This window comes from Bradyrhizobium sp. CCBAU 53340, assembly GCF_015291645.1.
Taxonomy (GTDB): domain Bacteria; phylum Pseudomonadota; class Alphaproteobacteria; order Rhizobiales; family Xanthobacteraceae; genus Bradyrhizobium.
Window position 1 is genome coordinate 7,484,512 of sequence record NZ_CP030055.1, and the last position, 17,212, is coordinate 7,501,723.

General features: G+C 64.6%; 16 protein-coding genes. 6 read left to right on the forward strand and 10 right to left on the reverse strand.

All coding sequences use genetic code 11. The features are described 5' to 3' along the window. Window positions 1-22: 22 nt before the first annotated feature. The 4 genes from XH89_RS35510 to XH89_RS35525 form a co-directional block, all read right to left on the reverse strand. Window positions 23-1,315, reverse strand: a complete 1,293-nt coding sequence (locus XH89_RS35510) for an ATP-binding protein (protein WP_194464914.1) — start codon at window positions 1,313-1,315, stop codon at window positions 23-25. A 31-nt stretch (window positions 1,316-1,346) separates the two neighbouring features. Continuing rightward, window positions 1,347-2,402, reverse strand: a complete 1,056-nt coding sequence (locus XH89_RS35515; protein ID WP_194464915.1) for a lysylphosphatidylglycerol synthase domain-containing protein — start codon at window positions 2,400-2,402, stop codon at window positions 1,347-1,349. A 624-nt stretch (window positions 2,403-3,026) separates the two neighbouring features. Beyond that, complete coding sequence (locus XH89_RS35520; RefSeq protein WP_194464916.1) at window positions 3,027-3,323, reverse strand: hypothetical protein; 297 nt, start codon at window positions 3,321-3,323, stop codon at window positions 3,027-3,029. 2 nt (window positions 3,324-3,325) lie between these two features. Then, window positions 3,326-4,720 (reverse strand): OmpA family protein, encoded by a 1,395-nt coding sequence (locus XH89_RS35525; RefSeq protein ID WP_194464917.1) that lies wholly within the window; start codon window positions 4,718-4,720, stop codon window positions 3,326-3,328. A 167-nt stretch (window positions 4,721-4,887) separates the two neighbouring features. Between XH89_RS35525 and XH89_RS35530 the strand changes: the two genes are divergently transcribed. Together XH89_RS35530 and XH89_RS35535 are read left to right on the forward strand one after the other, a co-directional pair. After that, window positions 4,888-5,946 (forward strand): polysaccharide deacetylase family protein, encoded by a 1,059-nt coding sequence (locus tag XH89_RS35530; RefSeq protein ID WP_194464918.1) that lies wholly within the window; start codon window positions 4,888-4,890, stop codon window positions 5,944-5,946. Window positions 5,947-6,033: 87 nt separating this feature from the next. Next, window positions 6,034-6,834: an SDR family oxidoreductase gene (locus XH89_RS35535; protein ID WP_194464919.1), complete on the forward strand. Its 801-nt coding sequence runs from the start codon at window positions 6,034-6,036 to the stop codon at window positions 6,832-6,834. Window positions 6,835-7,038: 204 nt separating this feature from the next. Here XH89_RS35535 and boxB read toward each other — a convergent pair whose 3' ends face one another. The 4 genes from boxB to XH89_RS35555 form a co-directional block, all read right to left on the reverse strand. Next, the gene (gene boxB / locus XH89_RS35540) at window positions 7,039-8,490 is read right to left on the reverse strand and encodes a benzoyl-CoA 2,3-epoxidase subunit BoxB (RefSeq protein ID WP_194464920.1); all 1,452 of its coding nucleotides are present in this window, start codon (window positions 8,488-8,490) and stop codon (window positions 7,039-7,041) included. A 143-nt stretch (window positions 8,491-8,633) separates the two neighbouring features. Continuing rightward, a complete protein-coding gene (gene boxC, locus XH89_RS35545) occupies window positions 8,634-10,322 on the reverse strand; it encodes a 2,3-epoxybenzoyl-CoA dihydrolase (RefSeq protein ID WP_194464921.1) in 1,689 nt (562 codons plus the stop codon). Between the two features lie 138 nt (window positions 10,323-10,460). Then, window positions 10,461-11,273 (reverse strand): alpha/beta fold hydrolase, encoded by an 813-nt coding sequence (locus tag XH89_RS35550; RefSeq protein WP_194464922.1) that lies wholly within the window; start codon window positions 11,271-11,273, stop codon window positions 10,461-10,463. A 234-nt stretch (window positions 11,274-11,507) separates the two neighbouring features. Beyond that, window positions 11,508-13,049: a benzoate-CoA ligase family protein gene (locus tag XH89_RS35555; protein WP_194464923.1), complete on the reverse strand. Its 1,542-nt coding sequence runs from the start codon at window positions 13,047-13,049 to the stop codon at window positions 11,508-11,510. Window positions 13,050-13,170: 121 nt separating this feature from the next. Between XH89_RS35555 and XH89_RS35560 the strand changes: the two genes are divergently transcribed. The 4 genes from XH89_RS35560 to XH89_RS35575 all read left to right on the forward strand — a co-directional run bounded on the left by XH89_RS35560 (window position 13,171) and on the right by XH89_RS35575 (window position 15,913). After that, window positions 13,171-14,079, forward strand: a complete 909-nt coding sequence (locus tag XH89_RS35560) for a helix-turn-helix transcriptional regulator (protein WP_194464924.1) — start codon at window positions 13,171-13,173, stop codon at window positions 14,077-14,079. A 2-nt stretch (window positions 14,080-14,081) separates the two neighbouring features. Beyond that, window positions 14,082-14,474: a group II truncated hemoglobin gene (locus tag XH89_RS35565; protein WP_194464925.1), complete on the forward strand. Its 393-nt coding sequence runs from the start codon at window positions 14,082-14,084 to the stop codon at window positions 14,472-14,474. A 70-nt stretch (window positions 14,475-14,544) separates the two neighbouring features. Then, on the forward strand, window positions 14,545-15,378 hold the full coding sequence (locus XH89_RS35570) for an AraC family transcriptional regulator (protein WP_194464926.1): 834 nt from the start codon (window positions 14,545-14,547) through the stop codon (window positions 15,376-15,378). Window positions 15,379-15,478: 100 nt separating this feature from the next. Beyond that, window positions 15,479-15,913, forward strand: a complete 435-nt coding sequence (locus XH89_RS35575; protein WP_194464927.1) for a VOC family protein — start codon at window positions 15,479-15,481, stop codon at window positions 15,911-15,913. Between the two features lie 87 nt (window positions 15,914-16,000). Here XH89_RS35575 and XH89_RS35580 read toward each other — a convergent pair whose 3' ends face one another. Together XH89_RS35580 and XH89_RS35585 are read right to left on the reverse strand one after the other, a co-directional pair. Further along, window positions 16,001-16,333 (reverse strand): PRC-barrel domain-containing protein, encoded by a 333-nt coding sequence (locus XH89_RS35580; RefSeq protein WP_194464928.1) that lies wholly within the window; start codon window positions 16,331-16,333, stop codon window positions 16,001-16,003. 67 nt (window positions 16,334-16,400) lie between these two features. Next, complete coding sequence (locus tag XH89_RS35585; RefSeq protein WP_194464929.1) at window positions 16,401-17,186, reverse strand: IclR family transcriptional regulator C-terminal domain-containing protein; 786 nt, start codon at window positions 17,184-17,186, stop codon at window positions 16,401-16,403. Window positions 17,187-17,212 lie beyond the last annotated feature (26 nt).

The window sequence follows — 17,212 nt, forward strand, 5'->3', positions numbered from 1 at the left end:
TGAAATCGCTTGCTTTTATGGCTTAAACTAAAGTCTTAGCCGGGGGAAAACAGGCGGTGAAAGTCGCGCCCTGTTTGGGCACGCTTTCGATCAAAAGACGGCCGCGGTGACGGTTAAGAATATGTTTCACCAGCGATAATCCGAGGCCGGTTCCACCCTGGGAGCGGCTGTCGCCGACATCAACCCGGTAGAACCGCTCGGTCAGGCGCGGCAGGTGCTCGGGTGCGATGCCGGGTCCGAAATCCCGCACCATGACCCGGATTTCCTGACTCGCATCGGCAGGCGTCGGCAGAGTCAGCGAGACGATGACGCGCCCGCCGGAGGCGCCGTATTTGAGCGCGTTTTCGATCAGGTTTTCGAACAGGCGGAGCAGCTCCTCGCGGTCGCCGGCGATCATGACCGGGCCGTCAGGCAAATGGGTCTCGACCTCGACCTGGCGCTCGCGCGCCAGCGGCTCAAGCCCGTCGGCGACCTGGAAGATGATCGGCAGAAGGTCGACCAGGGTGTCGGGCCGCACATGGGCCGACAGCTCGACCCGCGACAACGAGAGCAGATCGTCGATCAGGCGTGCCATGCGGGTGGCCTGATTGTGCATGATGCCGAGGAAACGCTCGCGCGCCTTGGGATCGTCCTTGGCCTGGCCCTGGAGCGTGTCGATGAAGCCGGAGAGGGCCGCCAGCGGCGTGCGCAATTCGTGGCTGGCATTGGCGACGAAATCGGCGCGCATCTCCTCGACCCGGCGCAGCGGCGTCTGGTCGTGGAAGGTCATCAGCATGCATTTGTCGGCGCCGCCGAAATTGGTCGGCACCGGCACCGGGGTGATGATCAGCTCCATCCAGCGATCGACCGGAACATGGTCGAGATAGGTCGCGCGCCGCGGCTCCGTGGTGGCAATGGACTCGCGCAGCGCCGTGATGATCTCCGGCGAGCGGAGCGCGAACTGGGCGAGCTCGTTCTTGCGCAGCGCCGGCGCGAGCTGGGCGGCGGCGGTATTGAGGTGGATGACGCGGCCGGCGCGGTCGAGCAGCACCGCCGGATCCGGCATCCCGGCGACGACGGCGGCCACAGCGGCACTCTCGACCGGATTGACGCGCCTGACGTCCTCGCGCGAGGCGGCGGTATCATGCAGCCGCCAGGGGATCAGCGCGGCGGCCGCGATACTGAGAAATATGATCGCGGCGTGCAGCGCCGCCAATTCGCCGAGCGAGACCACGATCGACAGCGCCAGCGCAGCAGCGATCAGGATGATCGTCGAGTGCCGCAGCCGGTCGGACCAGGGCTGGGCGGGGGGAGAAGATGGGGCGTCGATCGCCATCGGGGCGGACTTCTCCTAGAGCTTGCGCCGGTCAGGCGCCGCTGTCGCTGCGCTTTCTCACATAAGCGGCTTCAGGCGGTGGACCTGGATCGAGCTTGAGCGCCGCCTGCTGCAGGCGCTTCGATCGGGCGCCGATGATAACCTCGCGAAACGTCAGCAAGATTACAGAGATGACGAAAGGGGAGAGATAATAGAGGACCCGGAACAGCAGCATGCCGCCGAGCAGTTCCTCGCGATCCATCTGCCAGAGGCCAACCAGCATGGCGGCGTCGAACACCCCGAGCCCGCCAGGCGAATGGCTGGCGAAGCCGAGCAGCGTCGCCGAGACGAAAATGACAGCGACGACGACGAAGCCGAGATTGGGCTCGTCAGGAACCAGCACATACATCGCAAGCGCGCAGAAACCGAGATCGATGATGCCGATGGCGATCTGGAGCAGCGTCAGCGGGCCGCCGGGCAGCACCACGGTCCAGGGTCCGCGTCCGACCACCCGCGCCTGGGTCCAGACCCAGACCACATAGCCGACCAGCCCAGCAAGGATCATCATCGCCAGCGTGCGGTTCAGCCAGGGTGGCAGCAGATCGATCGAGGCGGCCGCCTCCGGATGATAGGAAATGCCGAGACCGAGCACCGCGGCGTTGCCGAGCCAGAAGGTGAGACCGGCGAGAAAGCAGATCTTTGCGACGTCGATCGCGTTGAGGCCGTAGGCCGAATAGATGCGATAGCGTACCGCGCCGCCGGTGAAGACGGATGCGCCGACATTGTGGCCGATCGAATAGCTGGTGAAGGCGGCGAGTGCGTTGATGCGATAGGGCACGTGGGCATGACCGATCGCGCGCACGGCGAACCAATCGTAGAAGGTCAGCGTGAAATAGCCTGCGGTGACGAACAGCGCCGCCATCCCGATCTGGCTCGGCTCGGTGCTCTTGATCGCCTCGATCACCTCGTTCATGTCGATGCCGCGCAGCATGTGGTAGAGCACATAGCAAGCGATGCCGATGACCGCGACGCTGATCACAACTCCAAGCTTATGCAGGATTTGCTTCTGGCGCAGAAACGTCATCGCCCTGCGTATGGCTTCCAGCATCTAGACCTCGAATAACGCTTCAGCGGCCAGGGTGGCCGGCGAACAGGCGAATGACGCACAGGCATTCGACGACCCCTCGCCGCCGGCTCTGGCATCGCGCATGCCCCCCGCCCCTCCAGTAGCGCGTTTTGCGGCGGAGTGGAATTCGCCAATGTGAACAAAATCACGTGCCTTCAATGTTTTAGGCAGGCTGCAGGCTCCTGATGCACGATTTGGCGCTTTCGGCGGCAAGACTTGACGCGAATCTCCACGGCAATCCTGCGCAGACGCCGTGAAGTTTTGATGATTTCGACCGGACAATGTTCCGTCACGGCTTAAGTCGAAATCAATCTATGGACCGCATCCGGCTGTTGAAAGAGGTCCACCGCGCCGGCGGCTGCGGCAACGCGCGGCCCGGGCCTTGCTTCGCGTCATCAGGGTGCACCGCGACATGACATGGCAAAGCGCAGACGCGCGGCCGTCCACTGGGGCCGGCCGCGCGAAACATACTACTCGGAGGTAGCGGCCTTCTCCGGCTGCAAGCTGCGGACGCACCGCCTCGATGCCGGCGATCCAGCCGGCGACGAAGCGACCGATGGCCTCCGGATGATCCCCCAACCAGTTAGAAAACTTTTGGACGACAGATCAGGCCGCGGGCTGGGTGCGCGAGACCACCCAATAGCGCAGGCATGCCCCGACGGTGCAGCCGACGAGGTAGCAAGCAAACATGATCAGGCCGAGATCGAGCCAGTAGCCGAAGCGGCCCGGGACGACATGGGCGAGCGAAGCTGCGACCAGGCCTGCGACGAGCGCCGCGAGCCAGCGCGCGGTGACTTTCGAAGTGCCGTTGCCGCGCTGGACCACGGAGATCCAGCCCATGCAGAAGCCAAGCAGGACCGAGCCGATCAGCCAGCCCATATGGAACGAGACGAGATAGGGCATCATCACCTCACCAGAAATTCGATGCGGCGGTTTTGCGCCTTGCCGTCGTCGGTGTCGTTGCCGGCGACGGGCTGCGTCGAGCCATAGCCGATCGCGGAGAAACGATCCGCCGGCAGCCCGGCCTTGACCAGATAGTCAATCACCGCCTGGGCGCGCTTTTCGGACAGCGCCTGGTTGTAGGAATCCTCGCCGTCGGAATCGGTGTGGCCGGCGACCTCGATATTGGTGGTCGGGCAGCGCAGCGCCGTCTCGATCAGATGATCGAGGATGCCGGCGGAGTCGGGGTCGATGTCGGCACGCTTGGTGGCGAAGCGGATCTTGCCCTTGGCCAGCAGCTCCGAGAACAATTGCTGGCAGACGGTGCCGTCGACCGGCCCGGCGGCGGGCTTCACGGTGATTTCGGGCTTGTATTGCCAGTTTTTCGGAAAATCCTTGCCGAGGCCGGCGCGGATGTCATTGGCCGCGCCTTCGTACAGCGCATCGCCCGACAGCTTGACCTCGCGATCCGAGACCACAAGCGTGCCGGTCGACAGCCGCGACAGCGCGCCGAGCGCTGCGATCACGGCGGTGTTGAACGAGCCGGGCGCGCCGATGCTGGCCTTGAGGTTGTCGACCACTTTCTCGGTGAAGAATTTTCGCGACGCGCTGCTTGCGATCGCTGCGTGGACGTTGTTGTCGGGCACGTAACCGGTCAGCGTCACGGTGGCGGCGACCGGATCCTTGTAGGCCTGGAAGATGTAAGGCGGCGCCTTGATATCGTTGGCCGCGACCGAAAAACCTTCGGGCAGATTCTTCAGCGCGGCCGCAATCGCCTCGCGGCCGCCAAGGTCGCGCGCCATGCCCGACAGATTGACGTTGGTGTCTGATATCGTGATCTTGCCGTCCTTCAGCTTGCCGATCTGGTCGAGCAGCAGCATCGCGGCCGCCTCGAACCGCGGCGGCGCGCCACGCGCCAGGCCCATCTGATCGGCAACCTCCGTCCCCGCCACCTCCTTGCGCGCGGCCTCGGTCAGCCGTGCCTTCATCGACGGCAGCGGCGCGGAGCCCGACAGCGTTACACGCACGACGTCACGCTCGGCATTCCAGACGAAGGGCTTGGCTTCGGCAACGAGGCGGGTCTGGTCGTCGACCAGCCGCACGCCGGGAACCATCTCGACCGTCAGCACGGCGTCACGGCGACCCTCCTCGGAGAAGGCATCCGCGGCCAGGCTGACGTCGCGGCCGTCGACCGCGATCCGGGTCTTGTCCAGAACGGTGTCCTTGAGCGCGGCCGAGCTGCGGGCCGACAAGTCGGCCTCGACAGGCAAGGTATTATTCCAGGCCGCAAATCCCCACATGACGGCCAGGGGAATCAGCCCCGGCCACCATTTGCTGGCCCACCTGAAAAGCATCTGCATTCGACGACCCGAACTCTGGAACCGGAGACAAAACAAACCCTTGGCAGGCTGTCAAACCGGAAATGGGGCCGTTTCCGGGGCCGCTCGTGGACAATTGGAATAACTTTTTCTTCAAGGGTCATTCCCTAGAGTTGTGGGCGGAATGCCCAGGGGTCGGCCGGCCGGTCATGAGACTACTCCGTAACAACGTCATTCGCGCCGGGCTGGGGGCACTCTACTTCAGCGGGGCGCATCATCTGCTGCGCCCGCTGCTGGCGGGCGTGGGCGCCATTTTCATGCTCCACCACGTCCGGCCGGCCCGCGAGGGCGCGTTCCGGCCGAATCGGCATCTGGAGGTCACCCCGGACTTCCTGCGCGCGGCCTTGCGCCATCTGCGCGCGCGCGAGATCGATATCGTCAGCATGGATGAGCTGCACGAGCGGCTGGTCCAGGGCCGCTTCGGCCGCCGCTTCGCGGCCTTCACCCTCGACGACGGCTATCGCGACAACAGGGACTACGCCCTGCCGGTGCTGCGCGAATTTGACGCGCCCGCGACCATCTACGTCGCCAGCGACTTCGCCGAAGGCAAGGGACGGCTGTGGTGGACGGCGCTGGAGGCCGTGATCGCCAAGGCCGAACGGATCGACGTCAGAATGGGCCACTCCGCGCTGCGGCTCGATGCATCGACGCCGGCCGCAAAGCAGGCGGCGTTCGATCGCCTGCATGACTGGCTGCGCGCGCTGCCGGGCGAGCATGATCTCAAGCGCGAGATCGAGGCGCTCTGCGCTGCGCATGGCGTCGATATGGAAGCGCTGTGCCGCAGCCTCTGCCTGTCCTGGGACGAGGTGAAACGGCTTGCTTCCGATCCGCTCGTGACGATCGGCGCCCACACCATCAGCCATTGCAATCTCGCCAGGCAGAGCGAGGAGATCGCCGCGCAGGAGATGGTGGTGAGCCGGGTGCGGATCGAGAACGCGCTGGAGCGCGAGGTGCTGCATCTCGCTTATCCCTATGGCGACCGCGAAGCGGCAGGGACGCGCGAATTCGCGCTGGCCGCATCCGCCGGCTTCAAGACCGCGGTGACGACACGGCCCGGCATGCTGTTTGCCGAGAACGCCGATCACATGACCGCGTTGCCGCGCGTTTCGCTCAACGGAAATTACCAGGATGCGCGCATCCTGCCGGTGCTGACATCGGGCGCCGCGACCGCGATGTGGAACGGCTTTCGTCGGATCGCGGCAGCTTGATGATCGTCCCGGTGAGGGCCGGGACGACACCGAGTTGACTCCCTTCCCCGCGGCGCTCAAAACGAGCGCCAACTCAAGGGAGGCACCATGTTCAACGATCTGTTTTCGCTCAAAGGCCGCATTGCTCTCGTGACCGGCGGCTCGCGCGGCATCGGCAAGATGATCGCGGCCGGATTCCTCGGTGCCGGAGCGGCGAAGGTCTATATCACCGCGCGCAAGGCCGGGCCTTGCGAAGCCACCGCGAAAGAGCTGTCAGCACAATATGACGGGGAATGCATCGCACTGCCGATCGACATCTCCACCGTCGAAGGCTGCAACAAGCTGGCCGGCGAAATCATCAAGCTGGAGCCGAAGCTCGACATCCTCGTCAACAATGCGGGCGCAGCCTGGGGCGCCGAGTTCGACGAATTCCCCGAAAGCGGCTGGGACAAGGTGATGGACCTCAACGTCAAGTCGCTGTTCTTCCTGACCAAGGCGCTGGCCGAGCCGTTGCGCGCGGCGGCCTCGCATGAGCGGCCGGCCAAGGTCATCAACATCGCCTCGGTCGACGGCATCTTCGTCAATCCGAGCGAGACCTATTCCTACGCCGCGAGCAAGGCCGCGGTGATCCATCTGACGCGGCGCATGGCGACGAAGCTGATCAAGGACAACATCAACGTCACCGCGATCGCGCCGGGCGCGTTCAAATCCGACATGAACCGCGCCGCGCGCGACCATTCGGACGAAGTCGCAAAACGCATTCCGTCGCGGCGCATCGGCACCGACGAGGACATGGCGGGCGTTGCGATCTATCTCGCCTCGCGTGCGGGCGATTACGTGGTCGGCAACACCATCGCGGTGGATGGCGGCGTAGTTTACGCGAATGCGGGGCTGGAGATCGCGGGGTGAGCGGCAGAGTTCGGCGCAGCCGCGTCAAACTCCGGCGTCGTCCCGGCGCAGGTCGGGACCCATACCGCGGAATCTGTCGATTGCGGTCGGTATCAATATCGAACGACTGGTCTTCGCCAAATTGCTCCCTGTGGCTATGGGTCCCGGCCTGCGCCGGGACGACACTGGAGTATTTGGCGCGGCCGTGGCGTCTCGATAGCGGTCTTACGACTCGATCTTCACATATTCGAAATCGCCGGGCTTGTTGTCGATGCCGACTTTCGGCGGCGAGATCCAGGAGGCGAACTGGCCGATCTCGGTGACGGGCTGCATCAGGGAGGTGATGAAGTCGCCGTCGCTCTTCGAGGGCAGCCACTCGTCCTTGCGCCTGGCCCAGGTCGCGTCGTCGATCAAAATGCCGTCGGGCGTCGCGTGCACGTCCTTGAACTCGCCGATATGGCGGTGGAAGGCGACATTCGGCAGCGTCAGCTTGAAGTCATAGCCGGCGGTCGAGATCACCTTGTTCCAGCGCAGCATGCCCTTGACGCAATCCTGGCTGTAATCGTCGCGCAGGCGCATGTTGAGCGCGGTCAGCGCAGGCTCGTCGACCAGCTTGACCTCGCCGTTGATCAGCTTGAGCACCGGGTAGGTGGAGTTCTTGAGCTGGTGATCGTCCTCGATCTGGGTCTCGTGATAGCGGCCCTTGATGCCGGCATTGAAGGCGTTGGCGGCGTTGGTCGAGACCTCCGAGCCGAACAGGTCGAGCGACAGCGTGTAGTGCAGGTTCAGCTTCTTCTGGATCGTCGGCAGGTCGATGACGCCGAGCGCGCGGACTTTCGCGATATCGGTCGGATCGGTGATGCCGGCCGCCCTCATCGCATCGCAGGTACGCTGCACGACGCGGGTGATGCCGGTCTCGCCCACGAACATGTGATGCGCTTCCTCGGTCAGCATGAAGCGGCAGGTGCGCGACAGCGGATCGAAGCCCGACTGCGCCAGTGAGTGCAGCTGCATCTTGCCGTCGCGGTCGGTGAAGTAGGTGAACATAAAGAAGGACAGCCAGTCCGGCGTCGCCTCGTTGAAGGCGCCGAGCATGCGCGGCGCATCGGCATCGCCGGAGCGACGGCGGAGCAAATCGTCGGCTTCCTCGCGGCCGTCGCGGCCGAAATATTTCTGCAGCAGGTACACCATCGCCCAGAGGTGACGGCCTTCCTCGACATTGACCTGGAACAAATTGCGCATGTCGTAGAGCGAAGGCGCGGTCTTGCCGAGATGGCGCTGCTGCTCGACCGAAGCCGGCTCGGTGTCGCCCTGGATCACGATCAGTCGGCGCAGCATGGCGCGATGTTCGCCCGGGACCTCCTGCCAGGCGGGCTCGCCATAATGCTCGCCGAAGGGAACGACGCGGTTCTCTTCCTGCGGCGCAAGCAGAATGCCCCAGCGATATTCGGGCATGCGCACGTAGTCGAACTTGGCCCAGCCGCGCGGATCGACGGAATAGGCGGTGCGCAAATAGACCAGCGATTCCTGGAAGCCTTCCGGCCCCATGTCGCTCCACCAATCCATGTAGCCGGGATGCCAGCCTTCCAGCGCCTTCAGCACCTGGCGGTCTTCGGCGAGATTGACGTTGTTCGGAATCTTGGTCGAGTAGTCGACGTTCATGATGTTCATGTTCATGGCCGTGCTCCTTGGTCTCTTGTCCGGACGCTGCGTGGCGCGAAGCGGTGCGCTGCAGAGCCGGGACCCATTGCCTGTTCCGTTCTGGGTCCCGGTTCTGCGCAGCGGCACGTCGTGCCGCAGCGCGCCCGGGACACGAAAAGCTAGACCCGCGTCATATCGAATTTCGGCTTCTGGCCGCTGCCGTAGCGGCGCAGCGCGCCTTCTTCGCCGACCGCATTCGGGCGCTGGAAGATCCAGTTCTGCCAGGCGGTGAGGCGCGCGAAGATCTTTGATTCCATCGTCTCGGGGCCAACGAAGCGCAGGCTGGCTTCCATGCCGGTGAGGCTGTCGGGCGAGAAGCTGGCGCGCTCCTCCAGGAACACGCGGACCTCGTCGTCCCAATCGATGTCGTCGAGCGCGAAGGTGACGAGGCCGAGCTCTTCGGCCTGCTCGGCATCGAGCGCGGTGCCGAGCGTGGCTTCCGCCCGCTCCACATCGGCTGGATCGGCCTGGAAGCGCGATTCCAATCGCGTCAGACCGTGGCTCATCGGGTACGGACCGAAATTCATCGCCGACAATTCGATCGACGGCGGCGGCTGATTGTCGCCCTGGCGGGTGCCGATCAGCATGTAGGAGCGGTCGGCGGCGAAGACGAGCTCGGCCAGCGTGCCGGCAAAGCACGAGCCGGGCTCGACCAGCGTCACCAGCGTGCGCGAGGTGACGTCGATGCGCTTGAGCACGCGCTTCCAGTAATGCCTGATTTCGTTGACCAGCCAGTGCGCCTTGTTGGCCTCAAGGAAGGCATCGCTGGCGAGCACATGGGCGCGGGCGCCATGGCTCTTGAAGACGAGCATCGCGATCTCGAGCTCGTTGATGCGCAAATGCAGGATGGCGTCGTCGAGCTCGCGCGCGACCTGGAGCGGCCAGAACGAGGCGCCCTGCGCCATCATGCCGTCAATGTCGGCGGGCGGCGCCGTTTCCGGCGCCTTGATCGAGATGGTGGCGATGCGCGCGGCGCGGTCGATATCGACCGTGACGAAGCCATAGCGGATGCTGGTCTTGTCGATGACGCGCTTGAGCGGCGTCAGCGCGATGCCCTTGCCGCTGCCGGCGCGCTTCGATTTGCCTGCAAATTCCTTGGCGCGCTCGGCGATCCTGGCCTCTAACTTGGAGTTCGGCGCGATCTCGTCGACGAGACGCCACTGCACGGCGCGCTTGCCCTTCACGCCTTCCTCGATGGTGCAGAAGAAATCGGCGTGGTCGCGGCGCACCTTGCGCTTGTCGACGACGCGGGTGAGACCGCCGGTGCCCGGCAGCACAGCGAGCAGCGGCACTTCGGGCAAGGCGACGGCGGACGAGCCGTCGTCGGCGAGGATGATGTGATCGGTCGCGAGAGCCAGCTCGTAGCCGCCGCCGGCGGCGGAGCCGTTCACCACCGTGATGAAGCGCTGGCCGGAATTCTCGGACGAGTCTTCCATGCCGTTGCGGGTCTCGTTGGTGAACTTGCAGAAGTTGACCTTGTGGGCATGGGTCGAGCCTGCGAGCATGCGGATGTTGGCGCCGGCGCAGAACACGCGGCTCTTGGCCGAGCGCATCACCACGACCTTCACTTCAGGATGCTCGAAACGCAGCCGCTGCACCGCGTCGGCCAGCTCGATGTCGACGCCGAGATCGTAGGAATTGAGCTTGAGCAGATAGCCCTCGAACAGCCCGCCGTTCTCGTCGACGTCCATGGTGAGTGTCGCAACGTCACCGTCGACCGCGAGCTTCCAATGCTTGTAGCGGGACGGTTCGGTCTGGAAATCGATGAATGTCGCGCCGCCTGCGAGGCGCCGATCTTCCCCGGCCATGGGCCACCCTTGAGCTCGTCTTGGTTTCTAACGCTTGATGCACAATAGTGCATCTTATTCAATACGTCTAGCCCAAATCTGGGTTCTATATGCACTTTGCTTCATCTAGGCGACTGCCCGCACACGGGCGCCCAAGGATCATGCCGCCTGAAGCCCGCGATCGTCTCGCAGGGCGGCCTTTGCAAATTGCTCGACCGCCTCCAGCGTCACCCCCGGCGCTTCACGATGCGGGGAATGCCCGGCACCGGGAATGATTTTCACGTCGACCGGGCAGTAACATTCCTGCTGCGCGATCTCGACCTGGCGTAGCGTCCCGTACTGGTCATCCGCGCCTTGCACCACCATGACCGGCACGCGGATGTAGGCCAGATATTCCGAGATGTCCCAGTCACGGAATTTCGGATCGAGCCAGGCGCCGTTCCAGCCGTAGAAGGCGTTGTCGACGTCCTTGTGCCAGCGCGCGAGCTTGGCCTTGAGATCTGTGGTCTCATAGGTTGTCTTGATCGCGGCGATCGATCTCACCGAGATGTCCTCGACGATGAAATGCGGCGCGATCAGCGCGATGCCTTGCAGGCGATGATCCTGATGCGAACCGGCGTAAATCGTCGCAATCGAGCCGCCATCGGAGTGGCCGAGCAGCAGGCCGCGCTTGAAGGGAATCGCGTCGAGCACCTTCGGCAGCACGTCCAGCGCCTCGCGGTGCATGTAATCGAGCGGCCGCGGCAGGGTGACCTGAGACGACTGGCCGTAGCCCGCGCGCGAATAGGCGAAGATGCCGGCGCCGGTGGCCTGCTGAAGCTTCTCGGGGAAGTCACCCCACAGACCGACGGAGCCGAGGCCTTCATGCAGCATGACGATGGTGGGTGCATCGGCGGACGCGGGCGCGAGCCAGATGTATTCGAGGCTGGCGCCGTTGACGCTGAGGAAACCGGTGGGGGTGAGGTTGGTCATGGTCGAATTCTCATTCCTAGCCAATGCCGAGATGCCGACCCTCCCCTCGAGGGGGGAGGGTCGATTCACAGCGAGCGCCGCGAGATGTGAAGCGGGGTGGGTAACGGTCTCTCCGCGACGAACAGTGCCCGTGTGGAGAGATCACCCCACCCCGTCACACAATCTCGCTGCGCGCGATCGCGTGCCGACCCTCCCCCTCCAGGGGAGGGTAAGAAAGCGAGCCTGCCTGCATCCTCAATTCGTGCCCTCGCGCAGCTTGAACCGCTGGATCTTCCCCGTCGCGGTCTTCGGCAGCGAGTCGACCACGTCGATCCAGCGCGGATATTTCCACGGGCCGATCTTCTGCTTGACGTGCTCCTTCAGCATCTCCTGCAAATCGCTCGTCTTCGCGCCCGGGCGCAGCACGACGAAGGCCTTTGGCTTCAGCAGGCCTTCCGGATCGGCCTCGGGCACGACGGCAGCTTCCAGCACGGCGGGATGTGTGATCAGCGCGCTTTCGACCTCGAAAGGCGAGACCCAGATGCCGGAGACCTTGAACATGTCATCGGCACGACCGCAGAAGGTGTAGCGACCATCCGTATCGCGAACATATTTGTCACCGGTACGCGTCCACGGGCCTTCAAAGGTGCGTCGGCTCTTGTGGCGCTGATTCCAGTAGCCCTCGCCGGCGGAAGGCGCATCGACCAGGAGTTCGCCGACCTCGCCGTCGGCCACGTCCTGCCCGGCCTCGTTGACGAGCCGCACCGCATAGCCCGGCACCGGCTTGCCTGATGAACCGTATTTGATGTCGCCGGGCGCGTTCGAGAGAAAGATGTGCAGCAGCTCGGTCGAGCCGACGCCATCAAGGATGTCGACACCGAAGCGCGCCTTCCAGCTGTTGCCGACGGACTCGGGGAGCGCCTCGCCGGCCGAGGTGCAGATGCGCAAGGACTTGCCACAGCGCTCGGTCTTCATCGTCTCGTCGTTGAGCATCGCGGCGAACAGCGTCGGCACGCCGTAGAAGATCGACGGATTGTAGCGGTTCATCAGGTCGAACATGCGCGCCGGCGTCGGACGCTCGCTGTTGAGGATCACGCTGGCACCGACCGACATCGGGAAGGTCAGCGCATTGCCGAGGCCATAGGCGAAGAACAGTTTTGCCGCGGAGAGACAAACGTCGCTCTCGCGGATGCCGAGCACCTGCTTGGCGTAGGTATCGGCGGTGGCCTGCAAATTCGAATGGATGTGACGCACGCCTTTGGGCATGCCGGTCGAGCCCGACGAATACAGCCAGAACGCCGGCTCGTCCGGATGCGTCGCGGCGGTCGTGAACTGGTCGCTCTCGCCGGCGATTTCCTCGGCGAGCTGCTTGTGACCGTTCTGCTTGGCGCCAGACACGACGACATGCTCGAGGTCAGGCATGCGGCCGACGACGTCCTTGATGACAGGGTAGAGCGCCTCGGACACGAACAGCACGCGCGCGCGGCAGTCGGCGAGGATGTAGGCGTATTGATCCGCGGTCAGCAGCGTATTGAGCGGCACCGGCACGACGCCGGCGCGGATCGCGCCCAGGAACACGATCGGGAAATCGATCGTATCTAGCATGATCATCGCCACGCGTTCCTCGCGGCGGACGCCGAGCCTGCGCAGCATGTTGGCGGCGCGGCGGGTCCGTTGCTGGAGCTCGCCATAGGTGAGCCGCGAGACGGTGTCGTCGAAGGCGAGCTTGCCTCCCCTGCCCTCCTCGACGTTACGGTCGAGCAGCCAGGTCACCGCGTTGTAGGATCCCTCGCTCACGGTCGTCTCCCCCGAATTTAGAATTATAATTCATAGAAAGACACTGCGACAGCTTGCTGTCAATGCTATCTGGCACTATGTTTCATTAAAACGCGCCGCAGGACCCCTGTAAAGAAGGCTCATGACCGACAGTCCCGACGCCGAATCCCGCTTTCTCGAACAGCTCGGCCAGCGCGTGCGCACCATGCGCGCGTTGCGCGGCATGTCGCGCAAGGTTCTCGCCAAGGTATCAGGAATTTCGGAGCGCTACATCGCGCAGCTCGAGAGCGGCAAGGGCAATGTCTCCATCGTGCTCTTGCGCCGCGTCTCGGATGCGATGGGCGCGCATCTGGAGGACCTGCTCCCCTCCGCCGATCCGACGCCGGACTGGCAGATGTTTCGCGACCTGTTGCGCAAGGCAACGCCCGCGCAGATCGCGCAGGCCAAGGATCTGCTCACTGGGGGCAGTGCCTCCGCGTCGCAACGCGCGCCGTTCTGCGGCATCGCGCTGATCGGCCTGCGCGGCGCCGGCAAATCGACGCTCGGGCGGATGCTGGCGAAGAAGATCGGCTGGAGCTTCGTCGAGCTCAACAAGGAAGTCGAGCAACAAAACGGTCTCTCGGTCGCCGAGATTATCGCGCTCTACGGCCAGGAAGGCTTTCGCCGCATGGAGCAGGCGGCGCTGCAGCAGCTGCTCGCGCGCAACGAGCTGATGGTGCTGGCGACCGGCGGCGGCATCGTGTCGGAGCCGCTGACCTTCGACCAGATCCTGACCTCGTTCTACACGATCTGGCTGAAGGCCGAGCCGGAAGAGCATATGGCCCGCGTCCGCCGCCAGGGCGATCTGCGCCCGATGGCCGACGATCGCTCCGCGATGGCCGAGCTGCGCAACATCCTGCTCAGCCGCGAGCCGCTGTATTCGCGCGCGGCGGCCGTGGTGGATACGGCGGGACTGAGCGTCGATGCAGCGGCGGCAAGGCTGATCGATGCGGTGCGGCCGGTGCTGCAGAACGAAGCGCGCAGCTTCGGGCTGCGCAGCGTGGCGCTGTAGCGATGACTTCCAGCGACGTCACCATCTCCATGTTCGAACGGATCGGCGGCAGCGCCACGATCGACCGTCTGGTCGACCGCTTCTACGAGCGCATGGACACGTTGCCGGAGGCGAAGGTGATCCGCGCCATGCATGCGGATGACCTCGGCCTGATCAGGGACGTGCTGAAGCGCTATCTCACCGAATGGACCGGCGGGCCGCGCCTCTATACCCCCCAGAAGGGTCATCCGCGGCTGCGCCAGCGCCACATCGGCTTTGCCATCGGCGATGCCGAGCGCGACGCCTGGCTGCTTTGCATGCGCGGTGCGATGGAGGAGACCGTGACGGATAGCGTCGCGCGGCAGGACCTCGACAAGGCGATATCGGGCCTCGCCGACTGGATGCGCAATCACTAGTCACCCCACGGGCAAGGCGGGGCGCGCCGTGCCCTTGGAGGGGCATCATTGCGGCGCTATGTTGCGACCGATGGACGCCGCCGCAAACCCTGATGTCATCCGTCGGCCCGCCTCGCCACGCCTGGCGCGGCTGGTCTCCGGCATCTCGTTCTATCGCGAGCGCGGCGTCGGGCTGGCCGGCTTCCGGCACGCGGCGCCGCTTGCGCTGCCGCTTCTCGTGAATTTGGGGACGCCCTTCCGCATTGCACTTGGGCGCAAACCGGATGGTGCCGACGCTCAGCCGAGCTTCGCAGCTGGTCTCTTTCCCGGACCGGTCCTCATCGAATCCGACGGCCGCGCCGAATGCGTCCAGGTCGATTTCACCCCGCTTGGAGCGTATCGCTTCCTCGGAGGCGCGGTGCCGGATCTGACCGCGCGCATGGTCGGCCTGGACGACGTTCTGGGACGGGATGGCGAGAACCTCCGCGCCAGGGTTGCCGAGGCGATCGGATGGCGGCGACGATTTGAGATCGTGGAAGACTTCGTGCTTCGTCGCGCTGTGCATGAGCCTTCGCCGGCGATCGCCTTCGCCCTCGATACGCTCTGGCGACGGGCAGGCGCGGTCAGGATCACCCGGCTTGCCTCCGACATTGGCTGGAGCCGCAAGCATCTGGCGCGCCGCTTCCACAACGAGATCGGCGTGCCGCCGAAGACAATGGCCCAGATGCTGCGCTTTCATCGGGCCTGTTCACTGGCCCGCGCGGACGGGACCGGCGGCTGGGCAGCCGTCGCCGCAGATGCCGGCTACGCCGACCAGGCGCATCTTGCCCGCGACTTCCGAATATTCAGCGGCGAGACGCCGACCGGATGGGCCGCGCGGCTCGATGTTGCGGATCCACGCCTGATGCGGGACGGCGGCGGATAGCGCCTGGTCCCATTTATTCAAGCGCGGCTGGCGCGATCCGAACTAGGGTTGGCGCTGCAAAAGACCTGGATCGTTTGCAGAATCATTCCTGGAGAATGTCATGAACCAGCAGAATGGCTATGAAGCGCCGCGCCTGTACCACACCATGCGCTGCAAGGACGCGGAGGCGATGATCGCCTGGCTGAAGAACGTCCTCGGCTTCGCCGAACGCGTGGTGTATCGCAAAGACGGCACGGTCATTCATGCCGAACTGGCATTTGGATCGTCGATCCTCATGCTCGGTGCGCATCGCGACGATGCCTACTCAAAGCGGGTTGGCGACATCGACGGCCGCCGGACGGATGCCGTCTATCTGGCTGTCGATGATCCCGACGCGCTCTACGAGAAAATGAAAGCCGCTGGCGCACAAATCGAAATGGAGCCCTACAACACCGATTATGGCAGCCGCGATTTCGCCGCGCGCGATCCCGAGGGCGGCCTCTGGAGCTTCGGAACCTATTGGCCGAAGGTCGGCGAACAACCGCTTGCCGGATAGCCAGGCATTCACGTCCGACGCGTCTCTGCGACGATGGCTCGAACCCGGTCGTGTTCGAGACTGCGGGCAGCCGGACCGTCTTGCGCGCTAAACCGACCAGTAATGCGGATGCGGGTAGGGCCGCGAGCGGTCGCCCCAGTCGAACGCGTCGCCATCGAACTCGCACGGGCCGCTGCTGAGCTCGTCCAGCGTCACCTCGACATGGAATGCCTGACGGTGCGGATCGTATTTCAGCGCGCTCCACTGCACCGGATAATGGTGATGAGTGCCGAGCAGGCCGCCGGTCTTGATCACGGCGTAGGCGACCGTTCCGCTCGTCTTGTCGAGCATCAGTCGTTCGATCGTGCCGAGTTTCGTGCCGTCGCGGCCGTAGACGGCAACGTGCTCCACGCGATCACTGGGAACCATGGTGTGTTGCATGGCGTGCTCCCTGGTCTCTTGTGATTGCATCCATTATAGCACCGGTTTCGGGGCGACGGGAACGCAGCTACAGAAGCTGCAATCGCACCGACTCCGCGCCCTCGCGCAGCAGCGGCAGGAAGCGGTCGATCAATTCCTGCGCCGGCACGCGGTCGACATGGGCGCCCATGTTGATGGCGGCGACGATCACACCGTCGTAACGGCGCACCGGCACCGAAATCGAACGGAAATGCGGCTCGGCCTCGCGATCGACCAGCGAATAGCCCCGCGCGCGGTCGGCCGCGATGCGCCCGAGCAGCGTCTTCGGATCGGTGACCGTCTGCGGCGTCAGCACCTCGCGCCTCATCGCCTTGAGGCGCGCCACGAGATCGGCCTCATCGAACTGGCCGAGCATGGCACGGCCGACCGAGGTGCAAAACGCCGGCAGGCGGTAGCCGATCTCGAGGCCACCGGAGAACATCCGCGCCGGGCTGCTGCGGGCGACAAACACGACGTCGCTAGCGTCAAGCACCGCCAGCGAGGAGATCTCGTTCGCCGCAGTTGCAACGCGATCGAGCACCGGTTGGAGCACCGCGACGAGCTGGTTGGAGCGCAGGTACGACGCCGCCAGCGTCAGCACATGCGGCGTCAGCGAGAACAGTTTTCCGTCGCCACTAACAAAACCGCCGCGCTGGAGCGTGAACAGCATCCGCCGCGCCGTGGCGCGGGGCAGCTCGGCGGCGCGGGCGAGATCGCTCAGCGTCATCGGACCCGCATTGGTGCCGAAGCACTGCAAGAGACGCAGGCCGCGATCGAGGGCTTCGACGAAATCCGTCGCGCGCTCGTCGTTCTCGCTTCGCTTCAGCTTGGGCATCGGGTCCGGCTCATCTGCAAAATAGT

Excerpts from the sequence above, each read along its gene's own strand:
- XH89_RS35560 (WP_194464924.1), top strand. The coding sequence starts at position 13,171 with ATGACCGACAGTCCCGACGCCGAATCCCGCTTTCTCGAACAGCTCGGC.
- XH89_RS35585 (WP_194464929.1), bottom strand. The coding sequence starts at position 17,186 with ATGCCCAAGCTGAAGCGAAGCGAGAACGACGAGCGCGCGACGGATTTC.
- XH89_RS35575 (WP_194464927.1), top strand. The coding sequence starts at position 15,479 with ATGAACCAGCAGAATGGCTATGAAGCGCCGCGCCTGTACCACACCATG.
- XH89_RS35510 (WP_194464914.1), bottom strand. The coding sequence starts at position 1,315 with ATGGCGATCGACGCCCCATCTTCTCCCCCCGCCCAGCCCTGGTCCGAC.
- XH89_RS35580 (WP_194464928.1), bottom strand. The coding sequence starts at position 16,333 with ATGCAACACACCATGGTTCCCAGTGATCGCGTGGAGCACGTTGCCGTC.
- boxC (WP_194464921.1), bottom strand. The coding sequence starts at position 10,322 with ATGGCCGGGGAAGATCGGCGCCTCGCAGGCGGCGCGACATTCATCGAT.
- XH89_RS35515 (WP_194464915.1), bottom strand. The coding sequence starts at position 2,402 with ATGCTGGAAGCCATACGCAGGGCGATGACGTTTCTGCGCCAGAAGCAA.
- XH89_RS35565 (WP_194464925.1), top strand. The coding sequence starts at position 14,082 with ATGACTTCCAGCGACGTCACCATCTCCATGTTCGAACGGATCGGCGGC.
- XH89_RS35520 (WP_194464916.1), bottom strand. The coding sequence starts at position 3,323 with ATGCCCTATCTCGTCTCGTTCCATATGGGCTGGCTGATCGGCTCGGTC.
- XH89_RS35550 (WP_194464922.1), bottom strand. The coding sequence starts at position 11,273 with ATGACCAACCTCACCCCCACCGGTTTCCTCAGCGTCAACGGCGCCAGC.
- XH89_RS35570 (WP_194464926.1), top strand. The coding sequence starts at position 14,545 with ATGGACGCCGCCGCAAACCCTGATGTCATCCGTCGGCCCGCCTCGCCA.
- XH89_RS35535 (WP_194464919.1), top strand. The coding sequence starts at position 6,034 with ATGTTCAACGATCTGTTTTCGCTCAAAGGCCGCATTGCTCTCGTGACC.
- boxB (WP_194464920.1), bottom strand. The coding sequence starts at position 8,490 with ATGAACATGAACATCATGAACGTCGACTACTCGACCAAGATTCCGAAC.
- XH89_RS35530 (WP_194464918.1), top strand. The coding sequence starts at position 4,888 with ATGAGACTACTCCGTAACAACGTCATTCGCGCCGGGCTGGGGGCACTC.
- XH89_RS35525 (WP_194464917.1), bottom strand. The coding sequence starts at position 4,720 with ATGCAGATGCTTTTCAGGTGGGCCAGCAAATGGTGGCCGGGGCTGATT.